Source organism: Vibrio sp. SNU_ST1 (assembly GCF_030563405.1).
Lineage (GTDB): Bacteria > Pseudomonadota > Gammaproteobacteria > Enterobacterales > Vibrionaceae > Vibrio.
Map to the genome: position 1 here is coordinate 1,334,920 of NZ_CP130749.1, position 22,469 is coordinate 1,357,388.

18 protein-coding genes are annotated in these 22,469 nt (G+C 42.3%); 15 read left to right on the forward strand and 3 right to left on the reverse strand.

Translation table 11 applies throughout. The features are described 5' to 3' along the window. Positions 1-231: 231 nt before the first annotated feature. Complete coding sequence (locus Q5H80_RS20180) at positions 232-528, forward strand: hypothetical protein (protein ID WP_304569913.1); 297 nt, start codon at positions 232-234, stop codon at positions 526-528. A 525-nt stretch (positions 529-1,053) separates the two neighbouring features. Here the strand turns inward: Q5H80_RS20180 and Q5H80_RS20185 are convergent. Next, entirely contained in the window at positions 1,054-1,800 is a 747-nt protein-coding gene (locus Q5H80_RS20185; protein ID WP_304569914.1) for a phage tail protein, read from the reverse strand. Between the two features lie 250 nt (positions 1,801-2,050). Here Q5H80_RS20185 and Q5H80_RS20190 point away from each other — a divergent pair, with 250 nt between their 5' ends. The 10 genes from Q5H80_RS20190 (at position 2,051) to Q5H80_RS20235 (ending at position 15,451) form a co-directional block, all read left to right on the forward strand. Continuing rightward, positions 2,051-2,284 carry a hypothetical protein gene (locus Q5H80_RS20190; protein ID WP_304569915.1) on the forward strand — a complete coding sequence of 78 codons (234 nt, stop codon included), beginning with the start codon at positions 2,051-2,053 and terminating at the stop codon, positions 2,282-2,284. After that, positions 2,281-4,020, forward strand: a complete 1,740-nt coding sequence (locus tag Q5H80_RS20195; protein WP_304569916.1) for an FAD-dependent oxidoreductase — start codon at positions 2,281-2,283, stop codon at positions 4,018-4,020. Before Q5H80_RS20190 ends, Q5H80_RS20195 begins: the two co-directional genes overlap by 4 nt. A gap of 349 nt (positions 4,021-4,369) precedes the next feature. Beyond that, positions 4,370-8,440, forward strand: a complete 4,071-nt coding sequence (locus tag Q5H80_RS20200; protein ID WP_304569917.1) for a protein kinase — start codon at positions 4,370-4,372, stop codon at positions 8,438-8,440. Positions 8,441-8,455: 15 nt separating this feature from the next. Continuing rightward, the gene (locus Q5H80_RS20205) at positions 8,456-9,373 is read left to right on the forward strand and encodes a hypothetical protein (RefSeq protein ID WP_304569918.1); all 918 of its coding nucleotides are present in this window, start codon (positions 8,456-8,458) and stop codon (positions 9,371-9,373) included. Positions 9,374-9,493: 120 nt separating this feature from the next. Next, a complete protein-coding gene (locus tag Q5H80_RS20210; protein ID WP_304569919.1) occupies positions 9,494-10,720 on the forward strand; it encodes a YcaO-like family protein in 1,227 nt (408 codons plus the stop codon). Beyond that, positions 10,717-12,054 (forward strand): TfuA-like protein, encoded by a 1,338-nt coding sequence (locus Q5H80_RS20215; protein ID WP_304569920.1) that lies wholly within the window; start codon positions 10,717-10,719, stop codon positions 12,052-12,054. Before Q5H80_RS20210 ends, Q5H80_RS20215 begins: the two co-directional genes overlap by 4 nt. After that, entirely contained in the window at positions 12,054-12,398 is a 345-nt protein-coding gene (locus tag Q5H80_RS20220; protein ID WP_304569921.1) for a hypothetical protein, read from the forward strand. The genes Q5H80_RS20215 and Q5H80_RS20220 overlap by 1 nt, the downstream gene beginning before the upstream one ends. Before the next feature lie 41 nt (positions 12,399-12,439). After that, complete coding sequence (locus tag Q5H80_RS20225; RefSeq protein WP_304569922.1) at positions 12,440-13,423, forward strand: FHA domain-containing protein; 984 nt, start codon at positions 12,440-12,442, stop codon at positions 13,421-13,423. 415 nt (positions 13,424-13,838) lie between these two features. Continuing rightward, complete coding sequence (locus Q5H80_RS20230; RefSeq protein WP_304569923.1) at positions 13,839-14,111, forward strand: hypothetical protein; 273 nt, start codon at positions 13,839-13,841, stop codon at positions 14,109-14,111. A 17-nt stretch (positions 14,112-14,128) separates the two neighbouring features. After that, positions 14,129-15,451, forward strand: coding sequence for a hypothetical protein (locus Q5H80_RS20235; protein WP_304569924.1), 1,323 nt, complete (start codon positions 14,129-14,131; stop codon positions 15,449-15,451). Between the two features lie 149 nt (positions 15,452-15,600). Here Q5H80_RS20235 and Q5H80_RS20240 read toward each other — a convergent pair whose 3' ends face one another. Next, on the reverse strand, positions 15,601-16,929 hold the full coding sequence (locus Q5H80_RS20240) for an ATP-binding protein (RefSeq protein WP_304569925.1): 1,329 nt from the start codon (positions 16,927-16,929) through the stop codon (positions 15,601-15,603). Positions 16,930-16,942: 13 nt separating this feature from the next. After that, positions 16,943-17,650, reverse strand: coding sequence for a response regulator transcription factor (locus Q5H80_RS20245; RefSeq protein ID WP_304569926.1), 708 nt, complete (start codon positions 17,648-17,650; stop codon positions 16,943-16,945). Between the two features lie 368 nt (positions 17,651-18,018). On the opposite strand from Q5H80_RS20245, the gene Q5H80_RS20250 reads away from it, so the two are divergent. The 4 genes from Q5H80_RS20250 (at position 18,019) to fghA (ending at position 22,407) form a co-directional block, all read left to right on the forward strand. Beyond that, positions 18,019-18,633 carry a hypothetical protein gene (locus tag Q5H80_RS20250; protein ID WP_304569927.1) on the forward strand — a complete coding sequence of 205 codons (615 nt, stop codon included), beginning with the start codon at positions 18,019-18,021 and terminating at the stop codon, positions 18,631-18,633. A gap of 142 nt (positions 18,634-18,775) precedes the next feature. Beyond that, a complete protein-coding gene (locus Q5H80_RS20255) occupies positions 18,776-19,798 on the forward strand; it encodes a diguanylate cyclase domain-containing protein (protein ID WP_304569928.1) in 1,023 nt (340 codons plus the stop codon). A 439-nt stretch (positions 19,799-20,237) separates the two neighbouring features. Further along, on the forward strand, positions 20,238-21,386 hold the full coding sequence (locus Q5H80_RS20260; protein WP_304569929.1) for an S-(hydroxymethyl)glutathione dehydrogenase/class III alcohol dehydrogenase: 1,149 nt from the start codon (positions 20,238-20,240) through the stop codon (positions 21,384-21,386). A gap of 181 nt (positions 21,387-21,567) precedes the next feature. Beyond that, positions 21,568-22,407: an S-formylglutathione hydrolase gene (gene fghA / locus Q5H80_RS20265; protein ID WP_304569931.1), complete on the forward strand. Its 840-nt coding sequence runs from the start codon at positions 21,568-21,570 to the stop codon at positions 22,405-22,407. The last annotated feature ends 62 nt before the right edge of the window (positions 22,408-22,469 follow it).

Sequence of the window (22,469 nt, forward strand, 5' to 3'; positions counted from 1 at the left end):
AGAGCGGCAGTCCAAAACCCATCAACATAGTTTAGCGGATGTTTGACAACCTGGGGGGAATCCATGTAGCCGCATTAAGGTGTGAGCGACGTTTGGCTATACTTGAACGAAGCGAAATCGCCAAGCGTTGCGAATCACTCTTAAATGCTTGTATGGTATTTTCAAGAAGAACTAACCTTAATAATTCAATTAGGTTAATATTATCATTTATGCACAATGCAAGGTAATAGAATGGCTAAAAAAGATGACCTAAAGAAAAGTATCATACTAGTTAAAGAGTTAATCGCAAATAACCTTGGATACGATACTTTAAGCCACGAACGAAACGGCTTAGATGATGCACTTCCTAAAGAGGATCCCCGAGCGACCGTAGAATACCAAGAGGTTGAGGATGATGGCGACTCTGAACTCAAAAAATTGTTATCCGAATGCAAAACAAATAGAGAGACAATGTTAAAAAATAAAAAAGAGGAAGAGGAAGACTCTGAAGACTCTGAAGACTCTGAAGACAAAAGTGACTCAGAGTAATCGATTGTGAACTCATGCTCAAACATCATGAGTTTATACCTAACATTTTAATATCGTGCCAGCACAAATTTACGTATTCAGCATATGTCGAGAATCCTATCTAACCAACTGAAAATTATGTATATACTTCAGGTTGAATCTAATTTCTAGTTGAAAACCGTGCAAGCACATATTACTTCCAATTCAAGGCATGTTATCAATCAAAAAACTCTCTTCATTTCTCTATTATTTAGTAACTTATGAGTGATTGAACAACATATCCGTGCGTAAGTTTGATTGAAGGTTACTCTGTTGTGGATTAGAACATTTAGCAACATTGTTGGAACTCTAGGCATGAGAAAAAGTAAGGCAAGTTGCAGGGTTTACACTGAGTTCAATCCCTCTCTGGCTCACTTTGGGGCAAAGATGAGTTAAAGATCCTAGTAACTCACCTGTGATCACCCAGCGATTCTGTCGTTTCGTAAGGCCTGTGCGCGTTGAGAAGCTTATCCTTACTCAAGCACCACAATTCCCTTACAGAGGAATTTAATACCTAGAAGGATAAGTACCATTCACGGCAATACAGTGGGTAAGCCCGACAAAAGGTTGCCTGTGTTCAAACGCCTTCCCCGCCCCAGTAGACTCCACCTCACCTTCCACGAAAATATTATTACCAAACTGCACCTCAGACTTCCCCGTTCCGACTAAATACGCTCCAGAGGTACCAGCACTTCCATAAATCTTCACTTCATGATTGTCCCCAAAATTATCTTTACCAACCGTGTTTAAAAATGTTGCGCCACTCTCAGGTACCTTATGACTGGTTCCTGAACTGGTAGAAAGTGGTACTTCCACAGCAACGTCAATATTGACATTGCTCGCATTAACTCGAACGCCAGCCCCGACGACATGCTTATGAGGTGGCAGACTGTTCTGTGTAAGTTTAATAAAATCCTCACCACCACGTTGAGCTAGAGCTATAGCCCTCAAACCAGGCCCAAATCCTTGACCTACTGCGGTGCGGCCACGCATATCTGGCAGCTGGAAGTTGGTTCTACCATCACCACCAAAGTTTGTACCCAATAGGGAAAACAGCGCTTGCCATTCACTGATTGGCAAATACTGACCTTCCGCTTTCATATAATACGGTTCAGGGCAAAAATCTGCTGCTGTTACACACATAGAACCGATAAAAGGGTCAGTGCTGCAGCTAGCCGTGGCATTGACAGATGAAAATACACCAATGATTGCCGCTATCGGGGTCAGCTTACATATCCATTTATTTATACGCATTCGAAGCTCCTTAATCTTAAACCGTTACACAAAATCTTCTTCGCTCCCATAAACCGAAGTGCTCTGTTCACCCCTTTCGGCCATGCTTACGAAATACATTTTGTTCCCGACAAATCTAGTACCTAACAAGTCTCTGCTCAATTACACGGTATTACACCTTGCTATACGGATGCTGTAATAAGGTGTAATTGAATGAAACAGCTCCTCCTGTACATTTTGATTCACCTTTAAAAGTATGAATGGAATCAAAATGAGTGACGGTCTTGATATAGCGGCTTCGGGCGATGATGGTGATGTGAGCGGTGGGGCAATGTGCGGTGGTGTTGAAGTGAACATTAACAGAGAGGATTTAGGTAGACACGGCTTATTTAAATGCGGCTTAGCACCAGCGCTTCGCTCTCTCGCCATAACGGTGACAGGGCAAAGCATTGACCAATACCCAATCAAAGGGTCGCTGCATTCTTCAAATAAGGAACTGTCATGAACGATATCAATACACAATTCGAGCTATCAGACACACCTCACGAACAGTTATTAGAAGCACAGCGCCTCATGGCAATATACAAAAACAATGCTGCGCGTTATTACTATGAATTGTCCCAACTTGGTGTTGATAAAAGACAGATTTTGGTTTCACATCGCTCTCGCCCCTCCCAAAGTCCAGGGCTTAGCCAATATCAAGCTCAAACGCTTATTTTTAATACACGTTTTATTGCTTACCCGTCCGTGATTGTTATGTGTCAAAGTGAGTCAGACGTCGTCACCGCTTATCAATTGGCCGTTAAATTTAACTTACCGGTAAAAGTACGATCTGGCGGGCATGATCACGAAGGTGAATGCACTGGAAATGATGTTGTGCTCCTCGACCTCAGTGGATTAAAAACACTGGACGTGAAGCAAGACTCTCAAGGTTACGTAGCCGATATTGGTGCTGGCTATCGCTTCTACCAACTTATCCCTATTTTGGCCGACACCGAAAATGATTCGCGCCCGGCATTGACCATACCTCATGGAACTTGTGCAACGGTTGGACTAGCGGGTTACATTCAAGGTGGAGGATGGGGTCCTTGGACTCGCTTACATGGCATGTGTTGTGAATCTTTAATTGCAGCAAGAGTCTTATTAGAGAATGGTGAGGTCATCGTGGTTAACGATGAGCACAATTCAGATCTCCTGTGGGCCCTTCGTGGTGGTGGTGCGTTGAGCTACGGCATTGTATTGGAATTCACAGTTCGTGCCTTCGAGATCCCAGATGAAATTCATCGCTTTGAACTGCACTGGAACACAAAAGAAGCCAATACTGGGCATAACTCCACTTTCCGTGTTTTAGAGCAATGGGAAACGGCAATTAATGATGAGAACACGATAGAATTGGTTGGAACGAACCTTAAAATCAATGCGATTTCCTCTACATCGACTACTGAAAAGAAATGTTTTAAAGAACTTCAGCACCCGTGCATCATGTATGGTTACTGGGACGGTAGCGAAGAGGAACTTAGAGATTTTGTACAACAATACTTCTCTTCAGGAAAGCTTAAAATCACGGGTACTGACAGCAAGCATTACTATGATTCTGCATTAATGGGACATTGGGCAAGAAACTCATTGTATGATGTAAGGCGTCTATCTTCAGCTGCAGATAAAAGTAAGCCGTTTGCTCCTGATTTTGACTCCCCTGCTCCACACAAAATCACCTCGAAGGTCGTATCACACCAAGGGTTGAGCGACGTTGGCAAAGAGCAGTTGATCCGGTCTTTAACTTCAACACTCATTTGTGAAGAGAGTGAGTCATTGGGGTTGTTCAGCTACGTGACTCTAGGCGCTATTTCAGGGCCATTCTATGCTAAGGACACGAACGAAAAAGCCAGCAAACGAGTCGCTTTTTCCTATACAACGTCTCAATACACTATCCAATATCAAACCTGGTGGAACGAAAAGGTTTATGAAGTCGAAAAAGGCCAGCATAACCCTGTCTATAATTATGTAAATCGCGCTTTGGATTGGATGGAAGTATGTCGAGATACTGACGTATGTGGGACTAAAGGGGCATTTATTAGCTTTAAAGACAGCTCCATCCCAACGCGTGAATATTTCCAACAGCATTACCAATGCTTAATAAAAACGAAAGAAAAGTACAGCGTTCCATATCAAAGACTCCCACTAAATTCGCCGCCAGAAACAGGTTATAACCACTTTAGGTCAAGAAAAACGATCTATTAACGTTCTAAAGCTCTTCGGACTACAAAAAGGCTACCCAGAATATATTTGATACTGTTGATATGGTTAATACTGTTGTTACTCTCGACAAATACGTTCAATCAATCTGGGAGGCCTATTTACTGACCTAACAATTTACACGTAAGTAAAAGCCCTCATAGAAACCTAGAAAACACGCAATCTAAGTCGTAAAAATGCTATCTAAGTCGTAAAAGTGCTATCTAAGTCACGAAAACACAAACCTTACCTTATGAATCACGTTGAATTATTGAAAGTTAATAACAATCGCTATCACTACCACTCCTTAAGTACTAGACTTATGTTCCTCGAGATGGATCTCAAGAGTAGGTAAATGGCCTTAAAAGAAAAAACCGCGGACACAATTGAAGCACAGTTTCACTCCAAACATTACACATTGCTTGAACAGATAGGCGAAGGTGGGTTCGGAAAAGTCTATAAAGCGGTGCAACTCAACACTCAAAAAATCGTCGCGATAAAGTTTCTTACACTAACAGAAACTGAATGCCCTCAGAAAAGACAAAAAAAAATCGCTCGCTTCAAACGAGAGTGTGATTTAGTTCGTCGTTTAAACCACCCTAACATCGTATCACTGCTGGACAAGGGTCAGCAGGGTGATTATATCTTGTACGCCGTATACGAATTTGTCGATGGCGTAACACTGAAGGATTATTTGGCTTCTCATGGCCAAATAACACCGTCAGAGTCCGCAGAGATAATGGCCTCAGTACTGGATGCTCTCGCTCATGCTCACGAACTCGGTATCATTCATCGAGATATAAAGCCAGCTAACATAATGCTCTTCAATGTAGGGGCGAAACAACACATTAAAATCCTTGATTTTGGGATCAGTACACTAAAAAGTGATGGGAAAACATCGGATTTCCAAACATTAACATTAAATGATGAAACCTTGGGAACCCCTAAATACAGTGCCCCAGAGCAATTAAGAGGTGAGCCATCTTTACCTCAAACTGACGTTTACTCCTGGGGACTGGTTTTTTTAGAGTGTCTTACCGGTGTTCCTGCAATAAAAGGCAACAGTGCTGCATCCATTTTTTATCATCAACTCAGCGCTGCAAATATCCCGCTAGGCCTCCTCGCGGGACATCATTCGGCACATTTTTTTCGTCGTGTACTTCATAAGAAAGCACAAGATCGCCCAGGTAACACCGTTGAATTATATCGTGAATTTCGTCGATTTAATTTTTCCGACATAGCACCAAAGGCTTCTCACTCGGTCTCGACAGAGGCGTCAGAATTTACCCAAGAATCAATGACACAAACAGGGGAACTATCATCCTCTTACTACTCAAAATTCACGGAGAGAAAACAAATCACAGCTCTGTGCTTGATTCTTTCTGAAGATACGACAGGTTCTAGCGAGTCGACACTCGACAAGCAAGATATAGCGGAAATGCTTTTATCAGATCATCACAGTCAATGTGTCGATATCGCACTTCGTTTTGGGGCAACTCATGTAGCTACCGTTGGTGATACTACGCTATTTTATTTCGGCTACCCCGTGGTCAGTGACAACGATAGCCGACTCAGCGCCAGAGCAGCGCTCGATATTTGGAGCAACCTCCACGCTAAACAAACATCACTCTTAGAACAGCATAATCTCAAATTCGAACTTAGAATCGGCCTGTCTAAAGGGATGATGAGAAGCATAGATGGGGCGATACCTGAAGGGCGAGTTTCAGCCGAAGCGATGACTCTTGCTCGAAATAGTCATCCCGGCGAAATCACCTGTTCGCCTCAATTTAGGGAGATGCTGAGTCATCAGCTTTTGTTTGAGCCCATTAGCCATGATTCAACATACGCGGCACCTTGTGGGTATCGTCTTAAGGGGGAGCGTTTATCTGAAGCTTTCTCATTTCTGCGGAAAACACAATCACACAGCACTATTGTGGGTCGTCAAATAACCCTCGAACAACTTTTTCGTTTAAACCAGCCCCATTGCCAACATCGCCTCTTTCATATTTACGGTGAAGCTGGGATCGGTAAGTCTCGTTTACTTCTCGAACTAAAAGAGCGCTTAAGCAGCACCCGTTCGTTTTCTCTGCAGTGTTTACCTGAGTTTCAAACAAATGCTCTGTTCCCCTTGCTCAACTTTTTTTCTACGCACTTCGAGCTCAATGGTCAACATGCCGAGTATAACTACAAAACGGCAATAGATTCACTGCCGTTCTCATCACTAGAAAGAGAAAGAGGCTCAGCCATTCTCTGGGCCTGGCTACAACCTTATTCAAAATTGTCTCACCAAAGTGAAAAGGAATTCCAACAAGCAATATCGAGCCTTTCTCTTAGCCAACAGAAGTCATATCTCTTTTTAACCATGTATCACCTTCTGTCTTTGGTTTGCAACGGATCCGCAACCGATCACGACTCATGCTTGTTTATTTGTGAGGATGTCCATTGGTCTGATGCTACTACGTTAGAATTTATTCACTATCTGATTGAAAAAGCAGTTCACAATACCCAAAACGTTCGCTGGCTGAACAGCTCACGTACACCTCTTCCTCAAACACTAAAATCGACTAAAGCTTACGAGGTTGAACTTTCATCTCTAACACAGGGGGAGTGCCACCAATTGATTGAACACTTATTCGATCACGTAGCCGTTAGCGAGCAAGTGAAGCAATTATTCACAACCAGAAGCGACGGAAACCCACTCTTTCTTGAGGAGTTGGTGTTTCATGCACAGAAAAACAACCTAGTTACAAAGGTGAATGGCTGTATTGACTTCACCGTCACCGAGCCTGAATCACAAGTACCGGAAAACCTCAGAGGCACCCTTCAACAGAAACTCAATGATCTAACTTTCGCTAAAGATACCGCCCAACTTGCAGCCGCTATAGGACGAACATTCGGCGAAGCATTAATTCTACAAGCTTCAGACAAGAACATAGGGCAGATCCAAGCTGACCTAGATGAGCTGCAGCGTAGCAATATTGTTTTTAAACAACGCAGTGTGGAAGGCAACCTATATCAATTCAAGCACGCTCTAATACGCGATGCCATCTACGAAAGTTCGACAACACAACACATCACTCACCAGCAACTCGCAATGGCCATGGAAAACCAAGAGGGGGCAGACTATCCCCCTGCAGTAATTGGCGATCATTGGTCAAACACACACACACCGGTACGAGCGACGGTCTACTATTTGAAAGCGGGAGAGCAAGCTGCTAAAGCTTCCATGGTAGACGATGCAATTCGACATTATGAAAAGTCGCTAAACATATCGTTGCTTGCTGATAAAAATGACGGAGCCAATCCTGACAAACTCTCAGCTCTTATCGGGCTTGGTGATAACTTGATCCGTTTAGCGAAACACGACGAAGCACGCTCTTATTACCTAGAAGCTCTTAATGAAAATACGGCGGGGGATATTTTAACCAGCGTCATTTTGTACGTTAAATACGGTAAATCTCTAGAAACTCATCATTTACATGAAAAGGCTCTAGGTAGCTATAACCGGGCAGAAGCTCTGTTAAACAGCCATATGGTTAAGGATTCAAGTTGGTATAACACATGGTTAACGGTCCAATTATCTAAATTGTATATCCATTACTGGCGTAACGAATTGCCTAACATGAGCAGCATAATTTGCAGTATTGAAGCGTGTCTTGAGCACTTTACGGATCCACATTCACAAGCACAGTTTTACGATGCAAAGCTACAATTTGAATTGCGAAGAACTCGTTACAATCTAACTAAAAATCAGATCAGTTTAGCTCAAACAGCCTACAACACATCGTTAGAAACTGACGATCATCAACTGCAAACACACAGCTTGTTTAGCTTAGGATTTACGTACTTATTTAGTCAACAGTATACGGAGGCAGAAAACCACCTTTTAGCTGCGTTAAAAAGCGCCAATGAGAAAGCCGATGCAACACTTAAAACCCGTTGCCTCGCCTACCTAACCGTACTTTTTAGACTGCAAGGTGATATTGAGAATACACGTCGTTATTTGGATCAAGCCTTATCCTACGCAAAAAACTCTGGGATGGATGACTACGTTGCTATTGCTTGTGCAAATGAATCTTGGCTTGCTTGCAGACAAGGCGATGTTTCTCACAGCCAAGCTCTCATCCAAAAGAGCAATAATATTTGGAAAGCGCTATCAAACGAGTTTCCATTTCCACTTCAATGGTTAGCTTTACTCGTAGAACTCGAGCTATTAACTCTTATACCGTCAGACGTAATAGCAGATAGCGTTCAAGAGCGCACCATCGAAATCGCTATAACATTGCTGGACATCAGCCAGCACGCACTTCCCCACCCCGTCATTTGCCCACTCAAGGAAGTAATAACTGAAAAGCACAACGACGCACATCGTCAGCAACTAATACTCCAAGCATTGAGAAATGCACAAGAGCTAGGTTATTTATAATTAAAAGGACAAAATATGAACAACCAATCCATAGAAGAACTTCAAAAGGAACTGAGCCCTTACATTGATGAGAAAGGTCAACTGACTCTGCGTTCACAAGATATTTATGTGATCAGACAAAATGGCCAACAGGCGACACTCATCAATCATGAAGACTACACGTCAGAGTCGGTAAAACGCATTGAATGGTGCTACAGCTCAACCGATTATCACTTCTTTTTTGGGGCTCAAAAGGAAGGTCAAAAGCTGCAACAAATCAATATTATGGGGCCTGCGTTGACTAAAATTGTGCCGTGGAACCTAGACAATGCACAGTGTCCGCCTGAAATTAATATGTCAGATTTAAAACCTGGATATCTACTCGACCTGCGTCTTTTACAGCTCAATAGGTTACGTGCTCCCCTACACAAGTCCTCTCTGCAGGACGTTGGCAGAGACTCCCCTATTAGTAAACTTGAGTTGAACTCTAGCGCACCTGTCGCGAGTTTTGTTAACGACCACATTCCATTATCAGCGCTAAAGCAACTCAAAGAACCTGTATCTGAAAATATCTATATCGTTTCCTACGTCAACCCTTTATTAGTCAGAGATGATAACCAGTTTTATCCCTATCATGTTCACTACCTCAGCGTAAGCGATCTAGACCAACTAGAGGCTTTGAATCTAGAAGAAGGCGCAACTGAGAACCTCAATGAGTTGCAAGATACTCTTAATGAGTTAAAAGCCAGCATTCATCGGCACCAAGATGACTTAGTTCCTCATTTAGACTCTATTAAACAGAACAGCAATACACTAACAGCCCAGTCACTAGCTCGATACTATCGTGATGCCGGTGTACAAGTCGGAGCGGTAAACCCGAAAGATTTGCAGGAAGAAAGCTTACTCGTGGGAACCGTTTGCACTGTTGCAAACTTGCAGAGCTTCCTTAAATAAGAAGCGAGTTACTGTTTTGTTCGAGTATTGCTTTTATTTAAGTAATTGCTTTATTCGAGTAATTGCTAAGGAGCCAAATAGGATATTTGGCTCCGACTCTTTGTCGTTGAAGGACCATTAATGCCTCAGAAAAAACACCGAAAAGGAACGCATCGCCAGTGCTCTCCCGAGACCACTTTCGAAAGAATATCCCCCTACTTTAAAGAGATGGGAATAACCCGCGTTGCAAACATCACTGGGTTGGATCATATCGGAATTCCAGTCGTCACTGTCTGCCGACCTGACTCCTATGCTATTTCTGTCGCTCAAGGAAAAGGGGTGGACTTGATGTCAGCAAAAGTATCTGGCGCTATGGAAGCAATAGAAACTTACCACGCTGAGCACATCGAACTTCCGCTTAAGCTAGCAAATTTTCATCATCTTTCGAAAAAGTGTTCAGTTCTAAATATCGAGGCTTTGCCCAGGTTGGCGTTTAGTCAATTCTCAGAACATGAACAACGTCTGTGGGTGGAAGGAACTGAGCTGTTTACTCAACAATCTACATATGTCCCTTATGAGGTTGTTCATTGCAACTATACGCTTCCATTACCTACTGGCAGTGGCGCTTTTATTATGAGTTCAAACGGTTTGGCTTCCGGCAATAGCATAGAGGAAGCGATAGTACACGGGCTCTGTGAAACAATCGAACGCGATGCCTTAGCATTGTGGAGAGTAAAGCAACGACACCTAAGTGACCCGCACACTAACCAACTAGACCTCAATACCGTTGATGATGAGGATTGCCTGGCAATTATCGAACAATACCGTTTGGCTGGTATTGACGTTCAAGTTTGGGATATCACGTCAGATATTGAACTCGCGAGTTTCTTCTGCCGAATCATCTCTAACTCACAAGGGCAAGGCCCTTCTTATCCAGCTTTCGGTTCAGGCACTCACCCATGCAAGGCCATCAGCCTGTTAAGAGCGTTAACAGAAGCAGCGCAGACGCGTCTAACCATGATTTCGGGTTCGAGAGATGATATCGATGCCAACGCGTACCTAAGCCTAAATTCCAAGCAGAAGGAGCAAACAATTAACATGAAACCTTGTTTGCTAAGAAATTTTAAAGATATCCACTCTTGGAACAATACGTGCTTTACGAAAGACATTGAACTCATTTTAAGCAAGCTAAATAAGGTCGGTCTTACTCAGGCTGCCTTCGTAAACCTAGAAAAAAGTGAATTTCGTATCCCTGTTGTACGTGTCATTGTTCCTGGATTAGAAGGTATTGAAGAGTTAGCAGGTTACAAGATGGGAGCGCGAGCTTTAGCTGTCAAAGGCTCGTTAGCTGCGGGAGAATTAGCATGAACATCATTGTGTTTTCCGGCCCGACTCTCTCTACGACTAAGATTAAGCGTATTATAAATGCAGACTGTCGGCCCCCCGCCAAGCAAGGAGACATTTATTTAGCCACATACGACCAACCGAATGTGATCGTTTTGATTGACGGTTACTTCGAAAGTGTTCCTGCTGTCTGGCACAAAGAAATACTCTATGCCTTATCTTTAGGCATCAAAGTATATGGTTGCTCGAGCATGGGAGCTCTAAGAGCAGCCGAGCTAGCCCACTTTGGGATGCAAGGTTCTGGTAGGGTCTTCGAAGACTACATAAACGGAGTTTTGGAAGACGATGACGAGGTCGCTCTGGTTCATGGGCCCGCAGAACTGGGGTACCCACACGTCTCGATCCCTATGGTGAACATTCGTGCAACCCTAGAGCACGCCATCGAGAGTCATATAATAAACCAACAAGAGTCAGCGCTAATTATAGAGGCATTAAAACAGCTTCACTACCCGAAGCGAACTTTATCTAAGCTTTATGAATATGCTCTGGAGTTATTTGGGGACGATAGGGCTCAGTCATTACGTAGGTTTACAGAAAACAATTACATAGATATAAAAAAATGTGATGCTGTTACTCTTCTAAAAAAACTTGCTGAGTACCCAAAGCTGTTGCTCCCACTCTCACCAGAAGTTAGGCATCACTTTAAGCCAACAGATGCCTGGGAGCGGTTAGTTTCTCAATTGAACTACCAAAGAAAACTCTCAACCCATTCAATAACGAGTGAGGAACTACACCGAGAACTCAAGATCGATGGTTGCTTTTGGGAGCTCAAACAACAGGCAATTTCCCGAAAAAGCGCATTGAGAACCGCATCTTCCCATAATCCAAGCATTTCGGGTGAGCATAAACAAAATGCCTTACTTGAAATGGCTCTTAGACAATCGGCCTATACAGACCAAGTCTTAGATTTTAAGCACTTAGCTAACTGGTTAACCTCACAACAAGTCAGCAATCACGACTTTGACGCGCTTGTTTCCCATGAATCTCTGCTCGCTTGGCTAAGTGGAAACCACCAGCATTTTGACGAAGAGCTGATCGATCTGTTGAAGCTCAATCAGCGCTATTCCGACTACCAATCTCGGATAACATTTAAACGCGATACCCCTTTACTGTCTCTGTCTGACCTCAATATCAATGAAGAACAGTTATGGAACTGGTTTTTTTCAACCAAGCATCCAAATAGCCTTACGCAAAACCCAAACGACCTTTGGCCAATACTTGGCTTTTCGTCCTATAGCGAGCTAGAACGCGCCGCTATCCAGGACTATCAATTTCATCTGCAATCAGGAAGTCACTAATGAACTACGTAAATGCCCTAAATCTTATCGCGACCTTAAAGATCAAACGTGAACAAGAGAAAAAATTCATCGAGTTATCAAATACTATTTTCCCCCCACTCGCTCGTGAAACAGGTTGGAAGCTGACATCACTTTGGACTTCCAACAAACAAACTGACGAGATAACACACATCCAAAACCAATGGCAAACAAACGAAGACACGACAGAACAAGTTGAAAGTGTCCTTACCCAAGCAATGGAAAACCTAACTCAAAGTATTGATGGTTACCAACAGCAACTCGAAATGCTAGACGAATTAATTATTGAGGAAACACTGCACTATGCCAACAGCTATACTATTTAAAGACAACGTCATCTAAAGTTTCATAAATAGTGAGAAAACTCATGGCTTATTTAAGTAATCAACGATTTACAAACCCGATACACCTTAAAGCGTTCCACCAGTTTGGCCGGCTTTCATCATCCGTCAACACCACTATTAATTTACCGGACGTTTCTCGAATACACGCTATCATAGAGTTTCAGAAACACTGGTTTATCCGTGATGTAAGTCAGAATGGCGTTCGAATAAATGGGCGGATGATAGAACCCAATCGACCTCAATTACTCAACGTCAATGATCAAATTTTGTTCTCAAGTGCGCAAACAGACCCTTTCGTCATCGAAAGTCTTGAGTCACCAAAAGACGTTTTATTGCCAACACAGCAAGAAGTTTACATAGAACCTGATCTAAAGCCTATATATCTAGAGCATTATCATTTCTTGCCCAACGACACATCGCCAGAGTTAGTCGTCTTTTATGATCAGGCTAAACAGGAATGGCAATGTGAGCACTTTGAGAATAACTTGTGCAGCAGCTTAAATGATGGTGAACAGATTAAGTTTTCAGAAAAGACCTGGCAATTATTCAAAAGTGTTGAGGCTGAAGACACAGAAACAATGTGTATTGCAAAGCAACCAACCAGTAATCTTTGCTATATCTTCAATATCAGTCTCGATGAAGAACTGACAGAACTCACCATCAGAGATGAACAAAGGTCGATCGACTGTCAGGCTCGAAGTCACCATTATTTGACTGCGTTGCTAGCACGATATAAAGCAGAAGATCTAAAAAACAATGTCGCCGAGCCCATGCAAGGTTGGCGAACAATAGAGCAACTAACGAAAGACCTGGGGCTTGCAGAAACTCATATTAATATTCAAATATATAGAGCGCGTAAGCAACTTTCGGAGTTATTGGAACCAGAAGGTGTTTTAGTACCCAATCTTATCGAAAGAAAGCGTGGCAGAATTAGGTTAGCGATAAAAGATTATCAAATCATTAAAGGCAGTAAGTTAGAAGTAGATTCGAGAAACCTTGCCGCATAACCCGCTGGCCTCGTAAACCTCATAACTAAGCCTGCAGCCCCATGACTAAACTAGCAGCCCCTAAGTAAACCAACATAGCACCTGTTGGTTTACTTACTTCATTTCAAATTGTAGTGATCAAACACTTGCCTTACAGCCTCTCAAGTACATTAAATTTAGCCTAGATTAAACGCTTCCTTTTTCCCTCATTCGTCTTTCGGATCTTACGCCTTGTAATAATGTGTAATAGAACGAAGTTTCTTACTTAAGTATGTTAATAGTTAGCGAGAACAGTATCGCCTGACTAGCTTAAAACTCTTCAGCCGTAATAACGCGATTCGTGAAAGTGAACTGCATCTCGTGAACCTTAGGAATTCACAGTACTGGATAACATATTCTATTTATGCGTCATCCAGAAAAAGTTATGGAAAACACTATGAGAATTGTCGTCAGTTACATTTTCACTTGCCTGGCTCTAGTAGGGTGTTCAGACCCAGAACAGACGCAAAATGGCTCTTCACCAACTGAAGGACAGACACAAGGCACACCATCAGCAGAGGCCGTTTATTCTGTTCCAAAAACTGAACAAGGTTTCGAACCACCTAAACAAGTTGCTAGCTCTCCTTTATTTAAACTTGTCAGTATCGCAAGTTCCGAAAAGCCTACCGCTGAACTCAGCTCCGTAAATTACCAAGTTAGAGTTAAATAACTCCAATAGGATCTATCATGAAAAATATTAATATCCTACTCGCCGCTTTATTTATTTCTTGCTCCACATATGCAGCGGAGTTTAATCACAATGGTGTTCTGTACGATGCAAACAGTCAAACAACGATTGATGCTACGTTGCCAGTTGTTTTCTCTATCTATAAAAGTGATGGTCAACTACTCTGGAAAAATGAAAAAACAATCCAATTTATTGATGGTAACTATAGCGTCACCCTTGGTGAAGATTTGTCGATTGATGCATCTATTTTCGCAAATGCAGATTTGTACTTGGGGATCAATATCGACAACGATGGAGAAATGTCTCCAAAATTAAAATTATATACCACGCCACGCTCCTATCATGCGGAAATGGCTAGCTCAGTAGTCGGCATTGCTAACTTATCTGAGCTTAAAATTAATGGTGACATTGTTATCGATCAAGATGGTAAATGGGTTGGCGATATAGCAGGTTTAAAAGGTGAAACGGGGGCACAAGGTATACAAGGCGAAGCAGGACCTCAAGGTGATTCAGGAATCGAGCAAGGCTCTAAAGGAGAGACCGGTTCACAAGGTCCTAAAGGCGATACCGGCTTACAAGGCTTACAAGGTGCAACTGGCGCGCAAGGCCCTAAAGGCGATACCGGCCTACAAGGCTTACAAGGTGCAACTGGCGCGCAAGGCCCTAAAGGCGATACCGGCCTACAAGGCTTACAAGGTGCAACTGGCGCGCAAGGCCCTAAAGGCGATACCGGCCCACAGGGCTTGAAAGGAGACGATGCCGCGGCTTTAGTGAACTACTTTACTCAATCCGAGCTCGATAGTGTTGATAAGGATGCGACACCAGATGGTACGTTGGTTTTCAATGCAGGTATATCTGCACTGCAATTACTAATAAGTACGAACGAACAATCGATTGGTACCTCAAACAGTGGGAACATGAGCGCTAGTAATTCAATCAATTTTGCTCAAACGTTCACATTAGATAAGAACACTACGCTCTCAGCAATAAAGCTTATGGCGAGCTCTGCAAGTGCAATTAACATTTCAATAGCACCGACGGGAGATTTAGCAGCTATAGAGTCGTTAGCTTCAAATGTAAATATCAATGGTGGCTGGAATGAAATTAGCTTAACCACAAAAAATCTAACTTCTGGGACCGAGTATCTCTTACTGTTCGAAAACTGTAGTTGTACATACGACAGCAACAACAATTACAGTATGGGGGAAATCATTGATAATCCAACCGATGGCTCGATCAACGACCCTGGAAGCAACAATTACGACTATACATTTACGCTAGTTTTTCAAGAAACGGCCAAAGTATGGAGAACAATCAATTAGGTTCTATTTAAAAACCCAGTATCTATGTGCCTGAGTTCTGACTCAATAGAGTTTGAACTCAGCTGCAGCCCCTCAATATACGGCGAATACTATAGCTAAAGATATGACGGGTCCTTGAGACAAACTAAGACTTAAATCAAATCCGTCCGTTATAAATCAGTAACCTCTAATTGACCTTGGTGTGGGATACGAAAATTAAACTGAGCACCAGAAAAACGGCTCTCTTCTACCTCAATGCACCAACCAGAGCGGTTAACCGCAGCTTGAGTGATAGCGAGCCCTAATCCAAAACCGCCGGTCTTTGAGGTTCGGCTTTTATCCAACCGCGAGAAAGGTACAAAAACCTCCTCTCGCCTGTCTTTTGGAATTCCTTCCCCGTCATCTTCAACCATCATGCAAACTTCATTGTGTGTTCTCTCGATGGTCAACAATACTTTTTTATTAGCATATTTAATTGCATTCTTTATCAAGTTATCGACGACTAAGCGAGCCATCGTGTGGTCGCACAGAATCATCACTTCATCAATAAAATGGCACTCTACAGCCACCTTCCCATGGGGGAGCGCTTCAACACGAGATCGCACAAACCCAATAAAATCAAGCTCCATTTTACGAGCTTCGTAGAATGATGACTCTTTAGACGTTAGCCGAGAAAGCTTGATGATATCTTCGGTTAACGTATTAATATCTTCAATATATAGGTCAATATCATCAAGTAAATTAGGATCGATAGACGGATTCTTTATGCGAATAAGGTCACTCACCAGCTGAATACGACTCAAAGGAGTGCGAACTTCATGAGGAATCGCTTGAGCAAACACTTGGCTCTGTACAAGACGACTCTCAATCTCATCAGCCATACGATTAAAGTTTTCTGCCACATTACCAACGGGGTTTGGCACGTTCGTATCTGCTCTCTTAGAAAAATTTCCATCACCAAATTGAGTTTGAGTGCTCTGAAACTCTTGAGCTTGATATTGTAACTGCCTTAGAGGTAAATAGATGGCAAAAATAAAAATGGGAATAACACCGCATATCAATGAAAGAAAAAACAGGATAGACGTGGTTTTAAACCAAGGCGTTATATAGGTAAAGTAATCTTTATCTTTGGAAAAAACGAGGTAATCTAGGCTATTTGGAATTGCCATTACCGCGGTGTAGTACTGCGCTCTATCATAGATGATGGAACCATCGATTTGAGTTAACTCCTGACAAGAAGGGCAAGGTGGTGAGCCATCCCATTGCTTAATAAGTTCTAACTTAATCGTATACGAATCAATTTTTCGTTGTTGTTGTAAGTCTGCGAATAACCCGAACTCTTGCTGTTCACTCTCTATATATTTTGCTAAAAAAAGGTGACTGTCTCTTAGAAATGCCTCTGCGTTACTCTTATATAAATACCCGCCCCCAACACCAAAAATAAAGGCAACAATTAAGATTATCGAAACAAATATTCCGATATAGAGCCGACAAAACATGCTCGAACATTTATTAACCATCAACAAGCATGTACCCTTTATTACGAATGGTGCGAATCATGGTTCCAGAGCATTTAGCACTCGCCAATTTTTTTCTTAGACCAGAAATTCTCATATCGACCGAGCGATCGTTAAAGCCATACTCCATGCCTCGAAACAGCTGGCAGCATTGCTCTCTGCTCACGATCTCTCCTTTGTTAGCCATCAGTATTTGGAAGATTTCAAACTGTGCAGCGGTCAACTGAAGATCCTGCCCCTGACAACTCACTTCTTTTCTAATTGCATCGATTTGGAAAGTGGAAGATGGTTGGTGGGTTAACGAAAGGGGAGATTCTGAACTTCTAATTGGCCTTCCTTCTTTACGCCTTAATAAAGCTTCGATACGCGCTAAAAGAACATGACCTCGAACAGGTTTCGTCATGTAATCATCAGCACCAAATCGAAGTAAACTGACTTCACTCATTTCCTCTTCAGACGCAGTGAGAACCAATATCATCCCATGATAAAATTGCTTTGCCTTTACGCAAATCTCGGCTCCGCTCATTCCGGGAAGCATCAAATCAAGCAGTACTAAATCAGGTTGAAGATCATGAATTGCCTGTATTGCTTCAGCACCATCGTCAATCGCATAGACCTGATAATCATCTGCCTCTAAATACATCTGAACAAGACGACGAATCTCCAAGTCATCTTCAACGATTAGAATTTTTCCTTTACTCAAAATCTCACCTAAATAAATCAAGCTTACCGACACAATATATACTTATTGATTGTAAATTAAAGTTTAGACGACAAAGCCAAACAGATACATAACTTACAAAACCACGTGCGATACATTCGGCACTCTCAACGTACAAGCTCTTATACTGTAACAACTCTTCTTATTTCTTAACATTCGTGCCACCATCTCTCAAAAATCAGCTCAAACTATGAAATTCCTGTTCATCCCCTCTTCAAATAGGTGCAATTATTCACTATAACACGCTCAAAAATAGCACTAAAAACCTTACAAAACTTACATCTATTTATTCGACCGATTTATAAAACAATTTTAGTATACCCCTACTGTCTAATTCTGGAATTTTAACGATGAAAGCAATAATTACTGCTCTATCTGCTGTATTGATGGCGTCTCCTGCTGTAGCAAGCAGCAACATAGTTCAGGAGCTAACGTATATTGGCTTTGGATATAAGCAAACAACCCTAGAAAAAGGGGCATTTGAGGACTACCTGAATAATAAATACTCCAACAGTGAAGACAAAACACTGGCTGGGCTATACCTGAACCTTGGTATCAATATTACAGAGTCACTATTCATTGAAGGCAATGCTGATTTTGTTACTCGTGTAAGTTCAGAGATCGACACTTGGAAAATCGGAGGAGGCTTTAATGCCCCCATTACTGACCATTTTTCGATCCCGACCTCATGTGGAGCAGTCAATTATCGAGCAAACAGTGATTACAGTAGCTCATTCAGCGAGCAAGCTGCATACTGCAAGACTGGGGCTCGAGTACAAGTTGCATCACATTGGTTGATCGATCTTTCCTACCAGCACGACTTCTTAGACGTAGATAAAGACACTTTCAAAATGAACAACGTATTTCAATTTGGGCGCGTCTTTGGGTTAGTGGCAGGCATAGAGAGCTCCAAACGTCGTTACTCGGAAAAAGCCTTTAATCTGGGCATCCAATTCACAATGTAGCCACCTTAGATAATTAGGGTAATATTTAGACCAAGCACTTCTATCTTGTATGCATATGGCTAGAATACATGTCATAGTCGATGATTCACCTAAACTACAATTGGAGAATCTACAATCTTTACCATTTATTCAGGGAGCTCTAATGATTGACTCCAATGAAACCATGCGCAAGCAAGTTTTAAGTGCACTCTGCGTGACACTTATGGTTATGGCTATCCCCATGTCCATTGGCAACAGCTTTGTGTTTCCCAATAAGTCTTACGCATTATCGTTAATAGAAGCATCTTATATTCTATTAGGTGGGTACTCACTCTATAAAATTAGAGATAACCAAAACGTCACACTGCACTCCCATATTCATGTCTTCTTTATTGCGACAGCAATATGTTTTGCTGAGTACGCAAAACCCATCGAAGAGGGTATCTACATTTGGTCTTGTAGTGTGCCTCTTCTGTTTTACCTACTGTTAGGAAGTCGCAACTCATTAACATATTCGATGGGACTGTTGTTTATTCAGCTATCGATTTTGCTGTATGAAATAGCACTCTACAACAAACACGAGTACATACTTTCAGTCATCAACTTTTTGTGTGTTTACTTAGTCGTAACAGCGGTGAGCCGTAAATATGAAAAGGAACGTGAAGGGTCGAAACTCTACGCTCGATATCTTGGCAGCCATGATCTACTCACAGGAGCACTAAGCCGCAACTCTTTACTGCAAACACTCAACAATGATTTCAGTGACTATAACTCGTTCATTATGTTCGATATCGACAATCTTAAAAAAATTAGTAGCAAATTTGGTTACGCATACTCAGATAAGTTGATTAAAGACGTGGTTCAGAGAAGCTATACCATTATCAATCGAGACTACTTGTATTACTTAGGTGAAGGGCGATTTGTTGTACTAATAAAAAGCGATAGTTTTAGAGAAAGTACCGTCAATGAGTTCAACTTAGTCAACGATATTCAGCAAACTATTTCTACGACGCCATTCGCTATCAACGAGCAGAAAGTGACAGTAACACTCAGTTCAGGTATCGCTGAGCTCAAAAAATTCAATACGATTGAGCATGTTTGGTATGAAGCAGAAGGGAATCTAATTCTAGCTAGAGGTCATGGTCCTTCTAGCATTTTCAAGAATCGAACTAGTCTTGTTAGTTAACCGATAAAACTCTCATCTGTTAAGCGACAGTCTTAGTGAGATACAAGCTTGAGTTTCGTATCTCACTAATCATTAAACCCTATCTATCAGATTACGCATAAATAAAAAGAACATTAAGCACTGAGAACTCTTAATGGAATAACCACTCTCAAACCCTCAATTGATAATCGTCGCCTAAATAGAGTAACGAGCAGCAATTACAAACAGATCATTAGAAACAAAAGTAAGAAGAGCCTTTCACCGTTCCCTAGATACCCCCCTTATTGTTACATATGGGTAATAATCATTTTCTATTTAGGGGGATTATCAAAACATGCACTCACACCTATACTAGCTCCAACAAAACGAGAGAGCGGAAACAATTAAGCTCAACTACGCTTAACGGGTTGAATTTAATTGCACGGTTATCCGCTGTACTGACATATATAGGAAACATCCAATGACAATCGAAATTAAACCTGGTCAAACTCATATCAAATCAAAAGCAATGGTTGCATGGGCAGCTGGTGAACCGCTAAAAATGGAAGAAGTTGATGTACAACTTCCTAAAGCTGGTGAGGTTCTAGTTCGTATCGTTGCTACTGGCGTTTGTCACACTGATGCATTCACTCTTTCAGGTGACGATCCAGAAGGTATCTTCCCTTCAATTCTTGGTCACGAAGGTGGCGGTATCGTTGAAATGATCGGCGAAGGCGTAACAAGCGTTGAAATTGGCGACCACGTTATCCCACTTTACACAGCTGAATGTGGCGAATGTAAATTCTGTAAGTCTGGTAAAACTAACCTATGCCAAGCCGTTCGTGAAACGCAAGGTAAAGGCCTAATGCCAGACGGTACAAGCCGCTTCTCTATCAATGGCGAAACTATTTTCCATTACATGGGTTGTTCTACTTTCTCTGAGTACACAGTACTTCCAGAAATCTCACTAGCGAAAGTAAGCAAAGAAGCACCACTTGAAGAAGTTTGTCTTCTAGGTTGTGGCGTTACAACAGGTATGGGCGCAGTACTTAACACAGCTAAAGTAGAAAAAGGCGACAACGTTGCTGTATTCGGCCTAGGCGGTATCGGTCTATCTGCAATCATTGGTGCTCGCATGGCTGGTGCTGACCGCATCATCGGTGTTGATATCAACGAGAGCAAATTCGAGCTAGCGAAACAACTTGGCGCGACTGACTGCATCAACCCAATGAACTACGACAAGCCAATCCAAGACGTTATCGTTGAGATGACAGACGGTGGCGTTGAATACTCTTTCGAGTGTATCGGTAACGTTAACGTTATGCGTCAAGCACTAGAGTGCTGCCACAAAGGTTGGGGCGAATCTGTAATCATCGGTGTTGCTGGTGCAGGTCAAGAGATCTCAACTCGTCCGTTCCAACTAGTAACAGGTCGTGTATGGCGTGGTTCTGCTTTCGGTGGTGTTAAAGGCCGCTCTGAGCTTCCAGAAATCGTAAACCGTTACATGGCTGGTGAGTTTGGTCTACAAGAGTTCATTACTCACACTATGGGTCTGCAAGATGTAAACGAAGCATTCGACCTAATGCACAAAGGTGAATCTATCCGTACTGTTCTACACATGGATAAGTAATTCTCCTTGGTCTCGATGCCTCGGTATCGAGACCACAGTTCTGACTTAAACATCAGAGCGAAACTGTCTTCACCACCTCCTGCCCGGTGGGTGGTGAAACCTTTAGCTATGACTTTGGCTTTAGTATTAAACAACCCAAACACATTAATTCCGAAACCATCAACCTAACGGAGCACAATAAATGACAATCGAAAACATTAGCCAAGCAAAGGTTGCTGGTGGTTGGCACAAACAATACACCCACTTTTCAACAACGCTTGACTGTAATATGCGTTTCGCTATTTTCTTGCCACCAAATGCAAGCAAAGAAAACCCAGTTCCTGTTTTGTATTGGTTATCAGGCTTAACCTGTACCGATGAAAACTTCATGCAAAAAGCTGGCGCATTCAAAGCCGCGGCTGAGCAAGGCATCGCTATTGTTGCACCTGATACTAGCCCACGTGGCGAAGGCGTTGCCGATAATGAAAGCTACGATCTAGGCCAAGGTGCAGGATTCTACGTGAATGCTACTCAAGCGCCATGGGACAGCCATTACCACATGTACGACTACGTGGTAACAGAGCTTCCTGCCTTGATTGAGTCTTTCTTCCCAGTAACATCTGTGAAATCGATTTCCGGTCACAGCATGGGCGGACACGGGGCCCTAACGATTGGTATTAAAAACGAAGATAACTACCGTTCTATATCAGCATTCAGCCCAATCACCAACCCAATGCAATGCCCTTGGGGACAAAAAGCATTCAACCAATATCTAGGCTTAGATATTGAAGAATGGAAGCACTACGATGCCTCTGAACTTCTAAAAACCAAAGGCACTAAACTGCCAATGTTAGTAGACCAAGGCGAAGCTGATAACTTCCTGATTGAGCAGCTTAAGCCTGAACAATTAGTCGAAGCGGCTAAGGTAACCAATGCCGATTTAGAGCTACGTATGCAGCCAGGTTACGATCACAGCTACTACTTCATATCTAGCTTTATTGATGAGCATATTGAGTTCCATGCTGCTTACCTAAACAAGTAGTCACACCGAATTAGCCCACACCTTGCAAAAGCGTGAGGTGTGGGCTTTTTTGTGCCTGCTGT

What these genes read in the sequence shown, in the direction of transcription:
- Q5H80_RS20180 (WP_304569913.1), top strand. Translation starts at nt 232, where the DNA reads ATGGCTAAAAAAGATGACCTAAAGAAAAGTATCATACTAGTTAAAGAG.
- Q5H80_RS20185 (WP_304569914.1), bottom strand. Translation starts at nt 1,800, where the DNA reads ATGCGTATAAATAAATGGATATGTAAGCTGACCCCGATAGCGGCAATC.
- Q5H80_RS20190 (WP_304569915.1), top strand. Translation starts at nt 2,051, where the DNA reads ATGAGTGACGGTCTTGATATAGCGGCTTCGGGCGATGATGGTGATGTG.
- Q5H80_RS20195 (WP_304569916.1), top strand. Translation starts at nt 2,281, where the DNA reads ATGAACGATATCAATACACAATTCGAGCTATCAGACACACCTCACGAA.
- Q5H80_RS20200 (WP_304569917.1), top strand. Translation starts at nt 4,370, where the DNA reads ATGGCCTTAAAAGAAAAAACCGCGGACACAATTGAAGCACAGTTTCAC.
- Q5H80_RS20205 (WP_304569918.1), top strand. Translation starts at nt 8,456, where the DNA reads ATGAACAACCAATCCATAGAAGAACTTCAAAAGGAACTGAGCCCTTAC.
- Q5H80_RS20210 (WP_304569919.1), top strand. Translation starts at nt 9,494, where the DNA reads ATGCCTCAGAAAAAACACCGAAAAGGAACGCATCGCCAGTGCTCTCCC.
- Q5H80_RS20215 (WP_304569920.1), top strand. Translation starts at nt 10,717, where the DNA reads ATGAACATCATTGTGTTTTCCGGCCCGACTCTCTCTACGACTAAGATT.
- Q5H80_RS20220 (WP_304569921.1), top strand. Translation starts at nt 12,054, where the DNA reads ATGAACTACGTAAATGCCCTAAATCTTATCGCGACCTTAAAGATCAAA.
- Q5H80_RS20225 (WP_304569922.1), top strand. Translation starts at nt 12,440, where the DNA reads ATGGCTTATTTAAGTAATCAACGATTTACAAACCCGATACACCTTAAA.
- Q5H80_RS20230 (WP_304569923.1), top strand. Translation starts at nt 13,839, where the DNA reads ATGAGAATTGTCGTCAGTTACATTTTCACTTGCCTGGCTCTAGTAGGG.
- Q5H80_RS20235 (WP_304569924.1), top strand. Translation starts at nt 14,129, where the DNA reads ATGAAAAATATTAATATCCTACTCGCCGCTTTATTTATTTCTTGCTCC.
- Q5H80_RS20240 (WP_304569925.1), bottom strand. Translation starts at nt 16,929, where the DNA reads ATGTTTTGTCGGCTCTATATCGGAATATTTGTTTCGATAATCTTAATT.
- Q5H80_RS20250 (WP_304569927.1), top strand. Translation starts at nt 18,019, where the DNA reads ATGAAAGCAATAATTACTGCTCTATCTGCTGTATTGATGGCGTCTCCT.
- Q5H80_RS20255 (WP_304569928.1), top strand. Translation starts at nt 18,776, where the DNA reads ATGATTGACTCCAATGAAACCATGCGCAAGCAAGTTTTAAGTGCACTC.
- Q5H80_RS20260 (WP_304569929.1), top strand. Translation starts at nt 20,238, where the DNA reads ATGACAATCGAAATTAAACCTGGTCAAACTCATATCAAATCAAAAGCA.
- fghA (WP_304569931.1), top strand. Translation starts at nt 21,568, where the DNA reads ATGACAATCGAAAACATTAGCCAAGCAAAGGTTGCTGGTGGTTGGCAC.